The sequence below is a fragment of the Acidobacteriota bacterium genome (genome assembly GCA_018001935.1).
Lineage (GTDB): Bacteria > Acidobacteriota > JAAYUB01 > JAAYUB01 > JAAYUB01 > JAGNHB01.
Genome location: JAGNHB010000004.1, coordinates 50,732 through 66,803, shown reverse-complemented (window position 1 = coordinate 66,803; position 16,072 = coordinate 50,732). Strand labels below are relative to the sequence as shown.

Here is a 16,072-nt window from a genome sequence, read left to right as displayed (position 1 = left end):
GACCGGCGTCCCGTTGGCCGGATCGTAACCGATAAAGCCCGGACGTGAATCGGCCGGACGCCCTCTCCGGTTTCCGCTCGCCTGTCTCCCGTTTTCTTCCTTCTTCCTTCTTCTTTCTTCCTTCGTGTGGTTCGTGTGGTTCGTGGTTCGATCTCCGTGTATTCCGGGGCTCATACTCCCGTCCATCCGTGTCCATCCGTGTCCATCCGTGGTTTTGTCCAATTTATCCAGGTGGGTATTCTAACGACACCCGACACCCGAAACCCGACACCCCCTCCCCTGTTCCCGCCCGAAAAAAAAGCAGGGCCCCTGCGGGCCCTGCTTTCGGGGTTACTTAACCCTGGATTCGATTAGAACTCGACGCGGACGGAAGCCCGGGCGCTGAAGGGCGCCTGGAAGCTGAGGGCCGTCAGGTAGTCGACGTTGGTCTCGAAGGACTGCTGGATGTTCTCGTCGTAGGTGGTCGGCTGACGACGATTGAACACGTTGAACAGGTCGATGGCGAAGCGGACGCGAACGCTGTCCGTCACCTGCCACGGGTAGTCGCAGTGGAGGTCGACGGTGTTGACCCAGGCGCCCCGGCCGGCAGAGCCGCGCGGGGTCATCGGGATCTCGCCGTCGTTCTGGTACACCGGGTGGGTGCCCAGCGGGGTGATGGGGGCGCCGCTGGTGCAGCGCACGCCGGCCCCGACCGTGATCTTCTGCGGGAAGGTATAGGACCCGTTGAAGTTGAAGATGTGCCGGCGGTCGGTGTTGAGGTAGCCGGGGACGAACTGGTAGCCGAGCCACTTCATGCCGGTGTCGGGGTTGATTTCCGGGCCGTCGCGGAAGTCGTACAGCGAGGTGATGTTGGGGTCGTCCTGGCCGTTGTCGTTCCGGAACAGGCCTTCGTAGTTGCCCCACAGCTTGGAGAGGCGGTAGTTGGCCATGAACTGGAAGCCGTTGGAGAAGCGCTTTTCCAGGGTGACCTCGAGGGCCTGGTAGGAGCGTTCCACGTCGGCGAAGCCGTCCGGGAGACCGTCGGAGCCCAGCACGCCGGTGGCGTTGATGAAGATGTCACCCGCGTAGGTGGGGTTGGCGATGACGTAGTCGGTGGGGAAGCCGTCGTAGCCCATCTGGGCGGTCCCGCCGCTGACGTCCTCGAGGCACTTGCCGATGGTGCTCCAGATGAAGCGGGCGCCGAGGCTGAGGGTGGGGGTGAGCTGCCGGTCGACGCCCAGCACGAACTGGTAGGTGCTGCCGGTGTCGGTCCCGGGGACGATGTAGGTCGGGTGGGAACCCGTGATGGAGAGGGTGTTGGCGGGGGCGTAGCCCGCGGCGGCCAGGGCCGGGTTCAGGAATTGGGTGAGGGCGGGATCGCCCCAGAACGCGGTGGTGACACCGGTTTCGGAGGACATGGCGCGGACGCAGATGTCGTTGGGGACCTTCTCGTAGAACTTGCCCCAGGAGCCGTAGATCTTCATCTTGCCGTCGCCGTAGACGTCGTAGATGAGGCCGAAGCGGGGGGCCCAGTTGCCCTTGAAGGCGTAGGAGATCGCCTCGGCGCCGCTGCCGGCCATCTTCTGGTAGTCGTAGCGGAGGCCGTACTTGAAGGTGATCTTCGAGGAGATCTTCCAGGCGTCCTGGAAGTAGAAGGAGTGGTACTTGGTCGTGGTGGCCACGGCCGGCGGGGTCACGTTGCCGCGGATCTGGCGGAACACCGCGTCGTCACGGTTGATGACGCCGTCGCCGTTGCGGTCCCAGATGTTGCCGCTGGCGAGGCGGATCCACTGGAAGTAGCAGGACGCGCCGTTGGTGGTGCCGCCCGGGAAGCCGGCGTAGGCCGGGACAACGACGCGCGGGCCGGTGTACTGCCGGATGGCGTCGTACTTGACGTCTTCATACAGGTAGCCGATGTCGAGGGAGTGCTCGCCCACCAGGTTGAAGTTGACGGTGTTCTTGATGTTGAACTGGTAGTTCTGGCCCTCGTTGTTCTCGTAGAAGCCGGGGCCGCCATCGACGAAGTAGCTGTAGTTGCCGGGGGCCGCACCCGGGTGGGTCGGCAGGTAGTAGTCGTAGTAGTAGTCGATGTAGTTCCGGAAGGGGTAAGCCTCGCTGTAGAGGAAGGACTCGTTGAACCGGTTGAAGGCGCGGCCCAGGGAGGCCGTGATGAACCACTTGGGGTTGATGACGCCGTTGTAGCGGCCGATCCAGTTCCAGGAGCCGTAGTTGAGCTTGCTGTACCGGATGTCGCCTTCGGAGGTCATGCCGCGGTTCGGGCCGGTCCCGGTGTAGGACGGGTCGGCGAAGGAGGAGAACTCGAAGTTGTGGTTGCTGGAGGCGATGAAGGTCAGCTTGCCGGACCAGGAGTAGATGCGCTCCTTCTGCTCGTAGATGGCCAGGCCGTCGATCAGCTGGCCCATGCCGTCCGGGGCGCGCCGGTAGGTCTTGTTCCACTGGGGGTTGAAGCCGAAGTAGAAGAACAGCTTGTCTTTCCAGACATAGCCGCTCAGGTCGCCGCTGATGTCGTAGGCCTGGCGGGCCAGGACCATGGTGTTCTTCTGCTCGCGGTAGAGGTTGATCTGCTTGCGGCGGGCCGCCCAGCCGGAGGGGGAGGCGTAGAAGTACACGCCGCCGTGGAACTCGTTGCCGCCGGACTTGGTGATGACGTTGACCACGCCGCCGGTGCTCTGGCCGTACTCGGCCTCGAAGCCGCCGGACTTGATCTGGACTTCCTGAACGAAGTCGAAGTTGACGCCGCTGCCCAGGGAGCCGTACACGTTGGAGTAGGCGCCCAGGGAGCCGTAGCCGGCGTTGGTGACGTTCACGCCGTCGACGACGTAGTTGTTCTCGAGACCGGAAGCGCCGCCGATGGACGGGTTGGACGCGCCGGTGCCGCCGCCGTCGCTGACGCCGGGGGCGAGGTTGAAGATGGCCGTGAAGTTACGGCGCATGGGGATGGAGGTGTACAGGTCGTCGGAGATGTTGGCGCCGACCGTGGTGGACGTGACGTCAACCAGGGGGGCCTGATCCTTGACCGTGACCACTTCGGAGATCTCGCCGGGAGTGATCACCAGCGCAAGGGTGGTGGTGGTGCCCAGGCGGACGACGACGTTCTTCTGCTCGTAGGTCTTGAAACCCTGGAGCTCGGCCTTGACGTCGTACTGGCCGGGGGTGAGGAACGGGAAGGCGAATTCGCCGGAGTCGCCGGTGACCATGTCCTTGGCACCGGCCACGCCGGTGATGGTCACGGTGACGCCCGGGATCACGCCGCCCGTCTGGTCCTTGACGGACCCTTCGACGCGCCCGTAGGTCTGCCCCATCTGGCCGAACGCGAGCCCGCCCAGAAGCAGGAGCGCGGCCGTCAGGAGCACGCATCTGGAAAACAGGTGCTTCATAGAGGAACCTCCTTTGAGATTTGTGAAAGAATGCATCATATTCATAATCCTGCCATTTTGACACGCCATTGCGTCACAAAGGCATTGAGTAAGCAAAATCGATACCAGATCTTTCCCGGAATCGGAATGGAGGGCCTTCAGAGTAGAGTGTTCAGCATCAATGAAATAAAAACGGCGGCTCACGCCGCCGGAACGGGGGGACAAACTCCGAACAAAAAAATGAATGAAGATCCAAAAATTTGGATTATTTCGCGGCGGTGAGCCCCAGCTTGCCGAGAAAGTCCGCCGGCTCCGTGTCCGGGGTCGTCCGGCAGGTGAGGGCCGTGACGGTGATGTAACCCTTCTGGACGGCCCCCCAGTCGGTGTCGTCGGGGTAGGCGCCGGGCAGGAGGCCCCCCTTCGCCCAGTAGTACGTTTTCCCCTGGATGTTGGTTTCCCGGGCGAACTTGAAGCTCAGCTCCGCCTGGCTGTCGCGAGCCGGGATGATGCCCTTGAAGCTTCCGCCCGCCGGGCCGTTCACGTTGAGGAAGACGCCCGGGGGAAACGGCGTTTCCAGGGCTTTCCGGATCAGGGGCGTCACGGCCCTGGCCATGGCGTCGTAGTCGGCGTAGGGGTCCCCCTCCCGCCGCTCCATGGAGAGGGCGATGGACTTCAGCCCGCGCATGGCGGCCTGGCGGGCGGCGGCGGCCGTCCCCGAGATCCACGTCACCCACCCCGGGTTGGACCCCCGGTTGATGCCGGCGACCACCAGGTCGGGTTTCCGGGTCAGGAGGCCCTCCGCCTCCAGGCCCATGATCACGCACATGGCGGGGGTGGTCTTCAGCGAGACGCCGGCCTCCTTGCCGTCGATCTTGTAGGGCCGCACGTAGATGGGCTCCCAGGAGTGCAGGTTGTGGCTGACCCCGCTCTGGTTGTCGGCGGGGGCGACCACCACCACGTCCGCGAAGGCGGTCAGGCTGCGGTAGATGGCCTCGAGGCCCTGGGCGCCGACGCCGTCGTCGTTGGACAGGAGGATCAGGGCGCGGGGGGACTCGGCGGGCGGCGCAGCGGCCGCCGCGGCGAGCAGGAGAAGCAGGATCGTCACGGTCGACAGGGCTCTTCGCATGGTTGACTCCTCGGGAAAAGTTCAAAACGATTCTAGCGGAGCCGGGCCGGGGATTCAACTCTCCTGTTGCGTTGAAGGGAGGGTTGGCTTAAGATTCGGGATCCGGCCGACCCAACGGGCCGGGAAGGGGATGGCATGGACCTGGACGGCAAATCGGCACTGGTGACGGGCGCGTCCCGCGGGATCGGCCGGGCCGTCGCCCTGCGGTTGGCGCGGTCCGGCGCCCGCGTCGCCGTCAACCACCGCTCGGCCGCCGAACCGGCGGAGCGGCGGGCGCGGGAGGTGCTCCGGGACATCGAGGCCCTCGGCGGCACGGGCGTGGTCATCCGCGCGGACATCGCCCTCCGGGACGAGATCCGGCGGATGGCTGACGCCGTCCGCGAAGGGTTCGGACGGCTCGACCTCCTGGTGCTCAACGCCGCCCGGGCGCCCTTCAAACCCCTGGAACGCCTGCTGGAGAAGGAACTCCGGGAGCTGACGGCCACCAATTTCACGGGGAACATCCTCTGTGTCCGGGAGATGCTGCCGCTGATGGGGCCGGGGGGGAAGATCGTCTTCGTCTCCAGCCTTGGGAGCCGCTTCCATTCGCCCTCGTACCCGCTCGGGCCCATGAAGGCGGCCATGGAGGCGGCGGTGCGGGACCTGGCGGAGGGCCTGGCCCCCCGGGGCATCGCGGTGAACGGCGTCTGCGGCGGGATCGTGAAGACCGACGCCTTCAAGACGCTGCGCCTGGTCTGGGAAGGCCTGGACCGGGTCCCCGAGGCCCTCGTCACCGAACCCGAGGAGCTGGCCGACGTGGTGCACTTCCTTTGCACCGACGCCGCGCGCGGGGTGCGCGGGCAGACCCTCACGGTGGACCGCGGGCTCTCCAACCGCCTCCGGTGGGGCGGAGGGGAGGAGGAGCGCTAGGGGGGGGAATGGGCGCAATGGGGATCACCGGATACCCGGGAGAGGGAGGCGGATTCTCCAGGGCAGGCGAGGCGGAAACCGGGGGCGGGGCCCCGCCTTTGGGGAAAGCGGCTGGAAGCCCGCAGCCGTCAGACGGCAGGACGGGAGAGCGAAAGCAGCGATAGCGATTGCGATGGCGATTGCGAAATCGATACCGATTGCGATACCGATAGCGATACCGATAGCGATACCGATTGCTATACTGATACCGATTGCGATACCGATACCGACCCCGATACCAATCCAATGCCGAAGTGGGTGGGGAGAGGGAGGGGCGGTCAGACAAGGAGAGCGAGAGATGCAAACGCTGGTGACGAAAGAGCGGGTGATCCTGGAGCTGCGGCGGATCTGCCGCGAAACCCTGCGGGCGGACGAGGCCGCGGTCACGGAGGATTCGTCCTTCGTGAAGGACCTCGGGGCGGAGTCCCTGGACTTTCTGGACATCAACTACCGGGTGGAGCAGACCTTCGGGATCAAGACGGCCCGGCACTTCTTCCTGGAGCACGTGGAGGAGATGTTCGGCGAAGGCACCGCCATCGACGACGAGGGTCGGTTGACCCCCAGGGCCCTGGAGCTTCTCCGGGGCCGCTACACCGGCAGCAGCCTGCCGGACCTCTCCGGCGGGATCGGGGTGGACGAAGTCCCTCAGCTGATCACCGTCGGGTCCATGGCGGACGCCGTCCTGAGCACCCTGGACACGCTCCCCGAGGCCTGCCCCGCCTGCGGTGCGCAGTGCTGGAAGACCGACGACGGCACGCACATCGTCTGCGGCGGCTGCGGCGCCGCGGGGAAGTTCGTCAACGGCGACGAACTGATCCGGCAGTGGCTGCGGAAGGTCCAGGACGAAACCCACCTGTTCGGCGCCGAGTGAACGGGCTTCTCCGATCCGGAATCCCCGGGTGGGCGTTTCCCGGGTCCTGCGGGACCGGCCCCTTCCGCCTCCGCGCCTTTGATCGCTCTTCAATTATCCCCGGCGGGGCATGGCGGCCTGGCGTGAGGCTTGACGGCTTTGCCCCTGTTTTCCCTGGAGAACGAGGCCATCGGACATGATTTCGAAACGCGAATCGAGAACGGGACGACGGCGGGTGGGGATCACCGGGTGGGGGATCGTCTCCCCGCTCGGCGTGACGGCGGACGAAACCTTCGCCGCCGCGGCGGAGGGACGCTCCGGCATCCGCGCCCTCGAGGCCTTCGATGCCCGCGGCCTCCCCTGCACCGTGGGGGGGCAGGTCCCGGAGGAGAGGCTCCCGGCGCACCCGCCCGGGGTGGACCCGGCGTCCGCGCGGTTGATGTCGCGGGCCGTGCGGTGGATGATGCACGCCGCGGACGAGGCCTGCATCCAGTCCGGCCTGCCGTTCTCCGCGGACCCGGCCCGGGTGGCGGTCGTCCTCGGCGCGCACGGCGACAACCCGGGCCTCGAGGCCGTCCTCTTCTTCAACCGGCTTCGCACGGCGCCCGGGGAGTGGGACATCCCGGGCCTGCTGGGACAGCCGGGTTACGACGCCTTCCAGATCTGCCGCCGGAAGCCCGACACGGGCACGGCCCTCCTGGCCCGGCGCTACGGCTTCCGGGGGCCGGGCCTGACCCTGGTCTCGGCCTGCGCGGCGGGGGCCCAGGCCGTGGGCGAGGCGACCCGGCTGATCCGGGAAGGGTACTGCGACGCCGCCCTGGCCGGCGGGTGCGAGGCCACCCTGACCTTCGTGGGGTTCACGGGGTTCGTGCTCCTGAAGGCGCTGGCGGAGAAGTACACCCGGCCGGAGGCGGCCTCGAGGCCCTTCGACCGGAAGCGGAGCGGCTTCGTGATGTCCGAGGGGGCGGGGGCGCTGGTTCTCGAGGATTTCGAGCACGCGCGGGCCCGGGGGGCCGAGATCCTCGGGGAGGTCCTCGGCTACGGGGATTCCGCCGACGCGTACCGGATCACCGACGTCCACCCCGAGGGGGCGGGGGCGGTGCTGGCCATGCGCGGCGCCCTGGCCGACGCGGGGCTCGGCCCCGAAGCGGTGGAGTACGTCAACGCCCACGGCACCTCCACCCTCCTCAACGACGCCACCGAGACCCGCGCCCTCAAGACCGTCCTGGGGGAGCGTGCCCGGGAGGTCCCCGTCAGCTCCAACAAGTCCATGCTGGGCCACACCATCGGCGCCGCCGGGGCCATCGAGGCGATCCTCACCCTGATGGGCATGCGCGCGTCGATCCTGCTGCCCACCCTCAACTACGAGCACCCCGACCCCAAGTGCGACCTGGACTACGTCCCCAACACCGCCCGTCCGAAAGCCCACCGCGTGGCCCTCTCCAACTCCTTCGGCTTCGGCGGCCAGAATGCCTGCCTGTGTTTGGGGGAAGGCTGTAGGCTATAGGCTGTAGGCTGTAGGCTGTAGGCTGTAGGTCCGGGGAAAGTTCATCGGTATCGGTATCGGTATCGGTATCGCAGTCGCAATCGCAGTCGCAATCGCAGTCGAGAGGTCGACAGGCGCTTCAGCTGTTGTGCTTTTACCAGCATGTTGTCGCTTCCGCTTGCCTTCCGAGGCCTCTGTTGCCGGGCGAAGTGTCGGAAAAACGCCTGGTGTCATCTGTGTGAACTCTTTGACAAATCGCGCAGGATTACGGGGCCGATCTCTCGAACCTCGGTCGGGAAAATGATTGGCGCTCCATGCCGTCTTCCTCTGCGGGCTTGGCGCCTTGGCGAGAGCCGATCCGGATATTGATCTCGCCAAGGTGCCAAGATCGCAAAGGATGACGACCTTGACTTTTTCGTTCGGGGGGCGCTATGATCGACCCGTGAACCCCGGGCCGGGACCCCAGGTCCGTCGCGTCCCCCCGATTCGAAACCCATCCACGGAGGTCCGTCATGAAGAGAATATCCGCCCTCGCCCTGGCCGTCCTTTTCCTGTTCACCTGCACCGTTCTCGTCGCCGAGGAGACGACCGACCCGCCCTTCAAGGCCCCGGTCTGCCGCGGCACGATCTCGGCCGTCAACGCGTCGTCCATCACCGTCAAGCACGCGGACGGCGAAGCGACCTTCATCATCGTGGCCACCACCAAGGTGGTCGGCGCGAAGAAAACCGTCGCCGAACTCGCGGTGAACGACCCGGTCACCGTCACCCTCAAGTCCGAGGGCGGCAAGGACGTCGCCACCCACATCCGCGTCGCGTCGAAATAGGCTCCTCCCCCGGGCGGCCCGCCGTCCCACCCGCGGTCCCTCTCTCGAACGCCCGTGCCGCCGGCGGGTGTTGTCCTGTCCCGGACCCGCGCCCGGGGGCGTGTTTTCCCGGCGGGCACGGGCCCCCGCCGGCCCCGGTTTCCCCCGAACCCCGAACGTGTCAATTCCCCTCGTCTTCAGGCGAGGGGAATTGACTCCTGATTCGCGTTCATTCGCGTGATTCACGGGCAAAATAGGACGTTTTGCGGGGTCGTCAAGTGTGACGCGGACGCAGAAAGTCCCCTGCGCGGATGCGACGGGACGCCCGCACCCCCCTCATGGCGGGATCATCCGGAACAGCGAAACGTCCGACCGGCCGGCCGGTGCGTTCTCCGGCCCGGCCGTGAATCGGGATGCGGCGGGCCGCGTCAAAGGGAAGGGCGCCGCCGTGCACGGCGGAGATCGAAGCAGGAAAAGGCAGGTCGGCATGAAGGGACGGGTGGTGGTGGCCATGAGCGGCGGCATCGACAGCAGCGTTTGTGCCTGGATGCTCAAGCAGGACGGCTGGGACGTGATCGGCGTGAGCATGCAGCTCCACATGACCCCGGAGGGGAAGGGCACGGCGGGCCCCTGCTGCTCCGCCCGGGATTTCGGGGACGCGAAGGCCGTGGCCGAAACCATCGGCATCCCTCACTACGTGGTGAACTACACCGACGAATTCCGGGAGAAGGTCATCCGCCCGTTCATCGAGACGTACCTCAAGGGGATGACCCCCTCGCCCTGCATCCTCTGCAACACCCACGTCAAGTTTTTTCGGCTCATGCATTTTGCGCAATCCCTCGGGGCGGGTTACCTCGCCACCGGGCACTACGCCGCCATCAACCGGGACGAGGCGATTGACCGGCACATCCTCCTCCGCGGGACGGACCCCCGGAAGGACCAGTCCTACTTCCTCTTCGAGCTGGAGCAGGACCAGCTCCGGAAAACCCTGTTCCCCCTGGGGCGGTACCGGAAGCAGGACGTCCGTGAACTGGCCGCGTCGGCGAGGCTCCCGGTGGCCCGGAAAGCCGAGAGCCAGGAGATCTGCTTCATTCCGGACGGCGACTACACCGGCTACATCGACCGGGCGCTCGAGGCGGGCGAGTGCGAAGGGCGACGGCAGCCGGGCCCCATCGTGCTCCGGGACGGCACGCCCGTCGGCACCCACCACGGGCTTCACCACTACACCGTGGGTCAGCGCCGGGGCCTGGGGGGAGGCCGGGGCGGGCCGCTCTACGTGATCGGGATCGACGCCTGCGCGAACCGGCTGGTGGTGGGGGAGAAGGCGGACGTCTTCTCCCGCCGGTTCCAGGCGACCCGCTGCAACTGGGTGGCGGTCCCCTCCCTCGACGCCCCGGTGGAGGCCGACGTCAAGATCCGCTCCGCGGCGAAGCCGGCCCGGGCCCGGATCGAGCCCCTGCCGGGCGGCCGGGTGGCGGTGACCTTCGAGACCCCGCAGTCCGCCGTCACGCCGGGCCAGGCGGCCGTCTTCTACTGGGAGGACGTCGTCCTCGGCGGCGGCTGGATCTACCACGTGGACCACGCCGTCGCCCCTTCGCCCCGCCCCCCCCAAGCTTGATGAGCCCGCAAAAAGGTCGTTCAACCGCAGAGAGCGCAGGGAACGCAAAGAACAACACGTCTGCACTACATTGAAATCAAAGCGTTCGGAGGTCCGGTGTCCCAACCGGGGGACGCCGGGAAAGCGAGCTTTGCTCCGGGCTGCACCGGGTGTGCGAAGAAGACGTGATTCCCTCGCCGGGATGTGTTAGCCTTTCCCGCGGGGGAAATCTGAACCGGAGGTGGCGGCGGACCATGGGGCCTCGGACTATGCGGCTCGCGTGGATCGGCCTGCGAAAGCTCAGGCTTTTCGGGGTGGTGGTTCTCCGGTTGGCGGCCGGAGGGTTCCTTCTCGCGGCCGGCGTCGACGCCGTGGCCATGGGAAGCGGTCGCGGGGCGGTCGCGACGGCGGCGACCCTGCGGGGGGACCTGAATGCCGACGGCGCCGTGGACGCCGTGGATGCCGCCATCCTGGCGGGTTACCTGGCGGGCAGCCGCACGGCCCTTCCCCCGGGCGGCGGATCGGCCGACCTCGACCTCGACGGTGCCGTCACCCTTCCCGACCTCGTGACCCTCCTGGCCGTTCCGGGAAGCGACCTCGCGCCCGGGACCTCGCCCCCCGACAACCCCCTCAAGGGCTTTTTGCCCTACGACGGTGTTTACGAGGGGGCGGAAGACTTCCCCCACAGCCTGGAGTGGTTCTACCTTCCCCTGAAGGACCTCCAGACCGGCTTCACGACCTTTTCCTGGAGCGCGCTGGAGGCGAAGCTGAACGGCATCGCCGGCCGGGGCCACCAGGCGGTCTTCCGCATCTACCTCGACTACCCCGACCGGCCCTACGGGATGCCGGCCTTCCTTTCCCACGTGCCGTACCACGCCTACACCGAGCACGGGAACGGGACCCACGACACCAGCTACAGCCCCGACTACGAACACGCCGACCTGCGGACCGCCCTGCGCAATTTCATCGCCGCCCTGGGCGGACGCTACGACGGCGACCCCCGGGTCGGCTTCATCACCGTGGGCCTGCTGGGGTTCTGGGGGGAGTGGCACACCTGGCCCCACGAGGAGTGGATGGCCTCCGTGACCGTGATGAACGAGGTCCTGGACGCCTACGGCACGGCCTTCCACGAGACCCGCCTGCTGGTCCGGGAGCCCAAGGAGGGCACCGGCATGGGGCTGCGCCGCCTGGGCTTCCACGACGACTCCTTCGCCTACTCCACCCTGCCGCCCCCCGACTGGCACTTCTGGGCCCTGATGACGGCCGCGGGACTCCAGAACACGTGGCGGTGGAACCCGATCGGCGGGGAGGTCCGGCCGGAAGTCCAGGACTGCATCTGGGACGTCCCCTCCTGCACCCCGTCCGGCCAGGGGTACGACCTCTGCGTGGACACCACCCACGCCTCCTGGCTGCTGAACCAGGGCGCCTTCGAGGGGCTCGTCTCCCCGCGGCGGGAGCGGGCGGAAACGGGGGCCCGTCGGCTGGGCTACGATTTCGGGGTGACCTGGGCCCGGGTCCTCCCCACGGCCGCCGGCCGTCCCCTGGCCGTGGACCTGAGGATCCGGAACACCGGCCGGGCCCCGTTCTACTACGACTGGCCCGTCGAGTGGGCCGCCGCGGACGGCTCCGGGAACCTGGCGGCCACCTGGACGTCCGGTTTCGACCTCACCCTGCTGCAACCGGGTGAAACGGCCCTGTGGAGCTTCGTCCAGCCGATTCACGGCCTGGCGCCCGGGACCTACACCCTGCTGATGCGAGGGGTGAACCCCCTCCCCGGCGGCAAGCCCCTCCGTTTCGCCAATGCCGACCAGGACCGTGACCGCCCGGGATGGCTCACCCTCGGCCCCCTCACCGTCCAACCCTGACGCCCCGGCCCCGCCGCAGGCCGCAAAGAACGCAGCGGACCGCGAAGATCGCAAAGAAGAGCAAACCGCAAAGAACACAAAGAAAGCAAAGATCGCAAAGAAAGCTTTGTGCCCTGTTGGGTTTCTTTACGTTCTTTGCGGTTTGCCCTGCCTTGCATCCGGTCGGGCTCAGGGGCGGGTGTCGAGGGCGAGGCGGAGGGCCGCGAGCATGCCGGACGGGTCGGCGACGCCATCCCCGGCGATGTCGAAGGCGGTGCCGTGGGCGGGGGAGAAGCGGGGGAAGGGCAGCCCGAGCGTGACGTTGACGGCCCTCCCGAAGCCCAGGAGCTTCACCGGGATCAGGCCCTGGTCGTGGTAGTGGGCCACCACCACGTCGAATTCGCCCTCCATGGCAGCGCGGAAGACGCTGTCCGCCGGCCAGGGCCCCGACACCGGGATCCCCGACTCCCGGCAGGCGCGGACGGCCGGTTCGATGACGCGCGCCTCCTCCTCCCCCATCAACCCCCCCTCGGACGCGTGGGGGTTGAGACCGGCCACGGCGATCCGCGGCGCGGGGATGAAGCGGGCGATTTCACGGTGCGCCATCCCGATGACCTCCGTGAGGTGATCGGTGGTCAGGGCCTCGATGGCCTTCCGGAGCGAAACGTGGGTGGTGCCGAGGACGGTCCAGAATTCGGGGAGATGGAAGGCCATCAGGACCTTGCCGGCGCCGGTGAGGGCGGCCAGCATCTCCGTGTGCCCCTGGAAGGGGGATCCCGCCAGGGCGATGGCCCGCTTGCTGATGGGGGCGGTCACGAGGCCCTGGGCCTCGCCGCGCCGCCAGGCGTCCACGGCCGCCTCGAGGTAGTCCAGACAGGCCCGCCCGCCCGAGGCGTCTTCCCGGCCGAACGTCCCCGCGTCGGGGACATTGGAGAAATCCACCACGCAGGAAAAGTCGGGGAGGCGGTTGGCGTGCGTGCAGCCGGGGAGGATGGGAAGCCGTGACTTGAGGCTGTCCTCCGGGGCCGAGAGCAGCAGGGAAGCGACATCCCCGAAGACGGCCAGGGCCGTGTCCGGCGGGAGGGCGCCCAGCCGGGTGAGGGCCTTGAGGGTGACCTCGGGGCCGATGCCGAAGGGGTCTCCCATGGTCACGATGATTCTGCGCATGGATCCGTTGGGGGTCGCCGCCGCGGGCGACGGGCGATTGGAAAGGGTCAGTAGTCGTTCCCGTCCGGGGCGGGGCGACGGGAGCGCCGGGCGCCTTCCCCGTGAGACGGCATTTCCTCGACCTTGAACATGTAGAGAATGGCGGACTTGTACACCAGGAGGTTCGGGGCGCCCTCCCGGTTGATCTTCAGGCAGTCCTTGTCGTACCACTCGATGTACCCCGTGATCTCCTCGCCGTTGCTCAGCCGGAGCACCATCGGGGTCTTGTTGTTCATCTGCTTGACGTAGTAGAAATTCTCCGCGTGGGTCTGTTCGGGAGGCACGCGTTTTCGTCCCTGCATGGAAAACTTGGACATGGTGGAGGAAACATCCGCCAGCGAGGGACGAATCAGCTTACGATTGACCATGGGACCTCCAAAAGCCCTTTATACGCACCGCCTGGGCGGCCAAGCCCGCATCATCGAAGATGTTCGGCGAACAGGTTACCTTCGATGCTAGCATGCCCCCCGACGGATTACAAGGTTTTTTTCACTCCTCGGCGGCGTCGGGAAGGGGCCTGCCGTCCTCGGCCAGGTCGGCTTCCTCGACCGGCGCGGGCCCGGCCTTGGGCTCCGACTCGAACATGAGGCAGCACATCAACCTTCCGCATACGCCGGAAAGGCGGGAAGGGTTCAGATTCATGCACTGTTTTTTCGCGATCCGGATGGAGACGGGCTTGAAACCCCGCAGCCAGGTGGCGCAACACAGGGACAGCCCGCAGCAGCCGACCCCGCCCAGGAGCCGGGCCTCGTCCCGCACGCCGATCTGCCGCATCTCGATCCGGGTTTTGAGGGTCGAGGCCAGGTCCTTGACCAGCCCGCGGAAGTCCACGCGTCCGTCCGCGGTGTAGTAGAAGACGATCTTGCTCCCGTCGTAGAGGCACTCCACCCGCGTCAGCTTCATCACCAGCTTGTGTTTCCGGACGAACTGCCGGCAGATCTCCTGGGCCTTTTCCTCCCGGGCGCGTTTCCGGGCGTACTGGGCCATGTCTTTCGGGGTGGCCTTCCGCAGGACCCGCCGGGCGGCCCAGGCCTCCGCGGAGGCTTTCTCGTCGGGTTCGACGCTCTTCACCACCCCCAGCTCGGTGCCGCGCTCGGTGGTGACGATGCACCGTTCCCCCGCGCGCATCTCGAGGTCGGTGGCGAGAAAACGGTCCACCCGGCAGGAATCCTCTATCTTGACGACGGCGATCTCGTTCATGGCCTTCGGTCCTTGTGCAGTCCGCCGCGATGCTTGAGCAGCAGGTTCAGGAAGAAGATGTCGGTCCGCACGTTCAGGTGGCGTTTCCGGTAGAACTCCCCGGACTCGCGGAGCAGGTCGTGCACCTGCTCCAGGGTCAGCCCCTTGCGGATCTTCAGGAGGGATTCCAGCCACCCCCGGTGAAGCAGGTGCTGGCTCTCCTCCCGAAAACACTCCATTATAACCAAGTCCCTCAGCACGGAAATGAAAATGTGGAGGAAGAGGTCGAAATCCGGCCGGCTGGTGACCTGGGCCGCCAGCGTGCTGACGGAAGCGTCGTCCCCCTCCACCATGTGCTCGAAGAGGCTGAAAGCGAGCTTCTGGTATTGCTCGAAGGTCTGGATCGGCATCCGGAGGGCGTTCCCGACGCTCCCCTGGCTCAGGCGGGCGGCCACCAGGGCGTGCTCGGGCGCCACGTCGTGACGGACCCGCAGGTAGTGTTCGATCTCCCGGGAGGGGATGGGCAGGAACTTGAGCACCTGCCCCCGCGACTGGATGGTGGGGAGCAGGGCGTAGATGTTGGTGGTGATCAGGACGAGGACGCTCTTCTCGGGGGGCTCCTCCAGGGTTTTCAACAGGCAGTTGGCGGCCTCCTCGGTCATCCGGTCGGCGTCGTCGAGGATGAAGACCCGCATGGGCCCTTCGAAGGGCTGGAAGTAGATGTCCTGGATGATATGACGGATCTGGTCGATCTTGAAGGCCTTGGTCTCGGGTGTGATCACCTGCACGTCCGGGTGGGCTCCCGACTCGATTTTCCGGCAGGGGGCGCAGACGCCGCAACTGTTGAGCCCCTCCTGGCCTCCGCGGCAGTGGATGGCCTTCGCGAGGGCCAGCGCCAGCTTCTTCTTCCCGATCCCCTCGGGGCCGGAGAAGATGAAGGCGTGGGCCAGCGCCTGCCGCCGGAGCGAGTGGTCGAGGAAGAGCCGGACCGCCTTGTTCCCGATGAAGTCCTTCACGGGCACCCCCCCGGCGCCCCGAGAAGGGACGCGAGCCGCCCGGCGGCGGCCCGGAAGACCTGTTCGGGGGGCAGGGCGCCGTCCACCGTGAAGAAGCGCTCCGGTTCGCGCGCCGCGATGTCCAGGTAGCCGGCCCGCACCCGCCGGTGGAAGGCCAGGCTCTCCGCCTCGAACCGGCTCTCCTTCTCCCCCCCCTCCACGGTCCGGTTCCGCCGGATCGCGCGCGGCAGCGAAATGGCGGGGTCCACGTCCACCAGGATGGTCAGGTCGGGGACGGGGAGGCGCAGGGCCCGGGCCAGCTCCCGGATCATGCCGAGGTCCAGCCCCCGCGCGTGGCCCTGGTAGGCGACGGTGGCGTCGTGGTAACGGTCGCAGATGGCCCAGGCGCCGCTCTCGACCGCGGGGAGCACCTTCTCCGTCACGTCCTGGAAACGATCGGCCAGGTAGAGGAGCAACTCGGCCTCGGGGGCCCGCCGGGGGCCCTCGGGGTCCAGGAGGATGCGGCGGAGCTCGGCCCCGAACGGGGTCCCGCCCGGCTCCCGGGTGACGACGCAGGGGATTCCCCGGTCTTCGGCCCAGCCGAGGAGGTTCCGGAGCAGCGTGGACTTGCCGCCGCCCTCGACCCCTTCCAGCGTGACGAACCGGCCCCGGGGGGTCATGC

General features: G+C 67.3%; 13 protein-coding genes. 6 read left to right on the top strand and 7 right to left on the bottom strand.

From position 1 onward, the window contains the following. Positions 1-350: 350 nt before the first annotated feature. On the bottom strand, positions 351-3,377 hold the full coding sequence (locus tag KA419_02865; GenBank protein ID MBP7864865.1) for a TonB-dependent receptor: 3,027 nt from the start codon (positions 3,375-3,377) through the stop codon (positions 351-353). A gap of 244 nt (positions 3,378-3,621) precedes the next feature. Further along, positions 3,622-4,482: a 5'/3'-nucleotidase SurE gene (gene surE / locus KA419_02860; GenBank protein ID MBP7864864.1), complete on the bottom strand. Its 861-nt coding sequence runs from the start codon at positions 4,480-4,482 to the stop codon at positions 3,622-3,624. Between the two features lie 135 nt (positions 4,483-4,617). Here surE and KA419_02855 point away from each other — a divergent pair, with 135 nt between their 5' ends. The 6 genes from KA419_02855 (at position 4,618) to KA419_02830 (ending at position 12,031) form a co-directional block, all read left to right on the top strand. After that, positions 4,618-5,391, top strand: coding sequence for an SDR family oxidoreductase (locus KA419_02855; protein MBP7864863.1), 774 nt, complete (start codon positions 4,618-4,620; stop codon positions 5,389-5,391). 337 nt (positions 5,392-5,728) lie between these two features. Then, the gene (locus tag KA419_02850) at positions 5,729-6,301 is read left to right on the top strand and encodes a hypothetical protein (protein MBP7864862.1); all 573 of its coding nucleotides are present in this window, start codon (positions 5,729-5,731) and stop codon (positions 6,299-6,301) included. Between the two features lie 175 nt (positions 6,302-6,476). Further along, positions 6,477-7,787 (top strand): beta-ketoacyl-[acyl-carrier-protein] synthase family protein, encoded by a 1,311-nt coding sequence (locus tag KA419_02845; GenBank protein MBP7864861.1) that lies wholly within the window; start codon positions 6,477-6,479, stop codon positions 7,785-7,787. Positions 7,788-8,278: 491 nt separating this feature from the next. Beyond that, a complete protein-coding gene (locus KA419_02840; protein ID MBP7864860.1) occupies positions 8,279-8,590 on the top strand; it encodes a hypothetical protein in 312 nt (103 codons plus the stop codon). A 466-nt stretch (positions 8,591-9,056) separates the two neighbouring features. Then, positions 9,057-10,187, top strand: coding sequence for a tRNA 2-thiouridine(34) synthase MnmA (gene mnmA, locus KA419_02835; protein MBP7864859.1), 1,131 nt, complete (start codon positions 9,057-9,059; stop codon positions 10,185-10,187). Positions 10,188-10,420: 233 nt separating this feature from the next. After that, positions 10,421-12,031 carry a DUF4832 domain-containing protein gene (locus KA419_02830; GenBank protein ID MBP7864858.1) on the top strand — a complete coding sequence of 537 codons (1,611 nt, stop codon included), beginning with the start codon at positions 10,421-10,423 and terminating at the stop codon, positions 12,029-12,031. Between the two features lie 168 nt (positions 12,032-12,199). Here the strand turns inward: KA419_02830 and pdxA are convergent, their stop codons facing one another. The 5 genes from pdxA to tmk form a co-directional block, all read right to left on the bottom strand. Beyond that, positions 12,200-13,177, bottom strand: a complete 978-nt coding sequence (pdxA, locus tag KA419_02825) for a 4-hydroxythreonine-4-phosphate dehydrogenase PdxA (GenBank protein MBP7864857.1) — start codon at positions 13,175-13,177, stop codon at positions 12,200-12,202. Between the two features lie 47 nt (positions 13,178-13,224). Then, complete coding sequence (locus KA419_02820; protein MBP7864856.1) at positions 13,225-13,584, bottom strand: RNA chaperone Hfq; 360 nt, start codon at positions 13,582-13,584, stop codon at positions 13,225-13,227. A gap of 121 nt (positions 13,585-13,705) precedes the next feature. Next, positions 13,706-14,416 (bottom strand): hypothetical protein, encoded by a 711-nt coding sequence (locus KA419_02815; GenBank protein ID MBP7864855.1) that lies wholly within the window; start codon positions 14,414-14,416, stop codon positions 13,706-13,708. After that, positions 14,413-15,411, bottom strand: a complete 999-nt coding sequence (gene holB / locus KA419_02810) for a DNA polymerase III subunit delta' (protein MBP7864854.1) — start codon at positions 15,409-15,411, stop codon at positions 14,413-14,415. Before holB ends, KA419_02815 begins: the two co-directional genes overlap by 4 nt. Further along, the gene (gene tmk, locus KA419_02805; GenBank protein ID MBP7864853.1) at positions 15,408-16,070 is read right to left on the bottom strand and encodes a dTMP kinase; all 663 of its coding nucleotides are present in this window, start codon (positions 16,068-16,070) and stop codon (positions 15,408-15,410) included. Before tmk ends, holB begins: the two co-directional genes overlap by 4 nt. Positions 16,071-16,072 lie beyond the last annotated feature (2 nt).

Excerpts from the sequence above, each read along its gene's own strand:
- KA419_02865 (MBP7864865.1), bottom strand. The coding sequence starts at position 3,377 with ATGAAGCACCTGTTTTCCAGATGCGTGCTCCTGACGGCCGCGCTCCTG.
- surE (MBP7864864.1), bottom strand. The coding sequence starts at position 4,482 with ATGCGAAGAGCCCTGTCGACCGTGACGATCCTGCTTCTCCTGCTCGCC.
- KA419_02855 (MBP7864863.1), top strand. The coding sequence starts at position 4,618 with ATGGACCTGGACGGCAAATCGGCACTGGTGACGGGCGCGTCCCGCGGG.
- KA419_02850 (MBP7864862.1), top strand. The coding sequence starts at position 5,729 with ATGCAAACGCTGGTGACGAAAGAGCGGGTGATCCTGGAGCTGCGGCGG.
- KA419_02845 (MBP7864861.1), top strand. The coding sequence starts at position 6,477 with ATGATTTCGAAACGCGAATCGAGAACGGGACGACGGCGGGTGGGGATC.
- KA419_02840 (MBP7864860.1), top strand. The coding sequence starts at position 8,279 with ATGAAGAGAATATCCGCCCTCGCCCTGGCCGTCCTTTTCCTGTTCACC.
- mnmA (MBP7864859.1), top strand. The coding sequence starts at position 9,057 with ATGAAGGGACGGGTGGTGGTGGCCATGAGCGGCGGCATCGACAGCAGC.
- KA419_02830 (MBP7864858.1), top strand. The coding sequence starts at position 10,421 with ATGGGGCCTCGGACTATGCGGCTCGCGTGGATCGGCCTGCGAAAGCTC.
- pdxA (MBP7864857.1), bottom strand. The coding sequence starts at position 13,177 with ATGCGCAGAATCATCGTGACCATGGGAGACCCCTTCGGCATCGGCCCC.
- KA419_02820 (MBP7864856.1), bottom strand. The coding sequence starts at position 13,584 with ATGGTCAATCGTAAGCTGATTCGTCCCTCGCTGGCGGATGTTTCCTCC.
- KA419_02815 (MBP7864855.1), bottom strand. The coding sequence starts at position 14,416 with ATGAACGAGATCGCCGTCGTCAAGATAGAGGATTCCTGCCGGGTGGAC.
- tmk (MBP7864853.1), bottom strand. The coding sequence starts at position 16,070 with ATGACCCCCCGGGGCCGGTTCGTCACGCTGGAAGGGGTCGAGGGCGGC.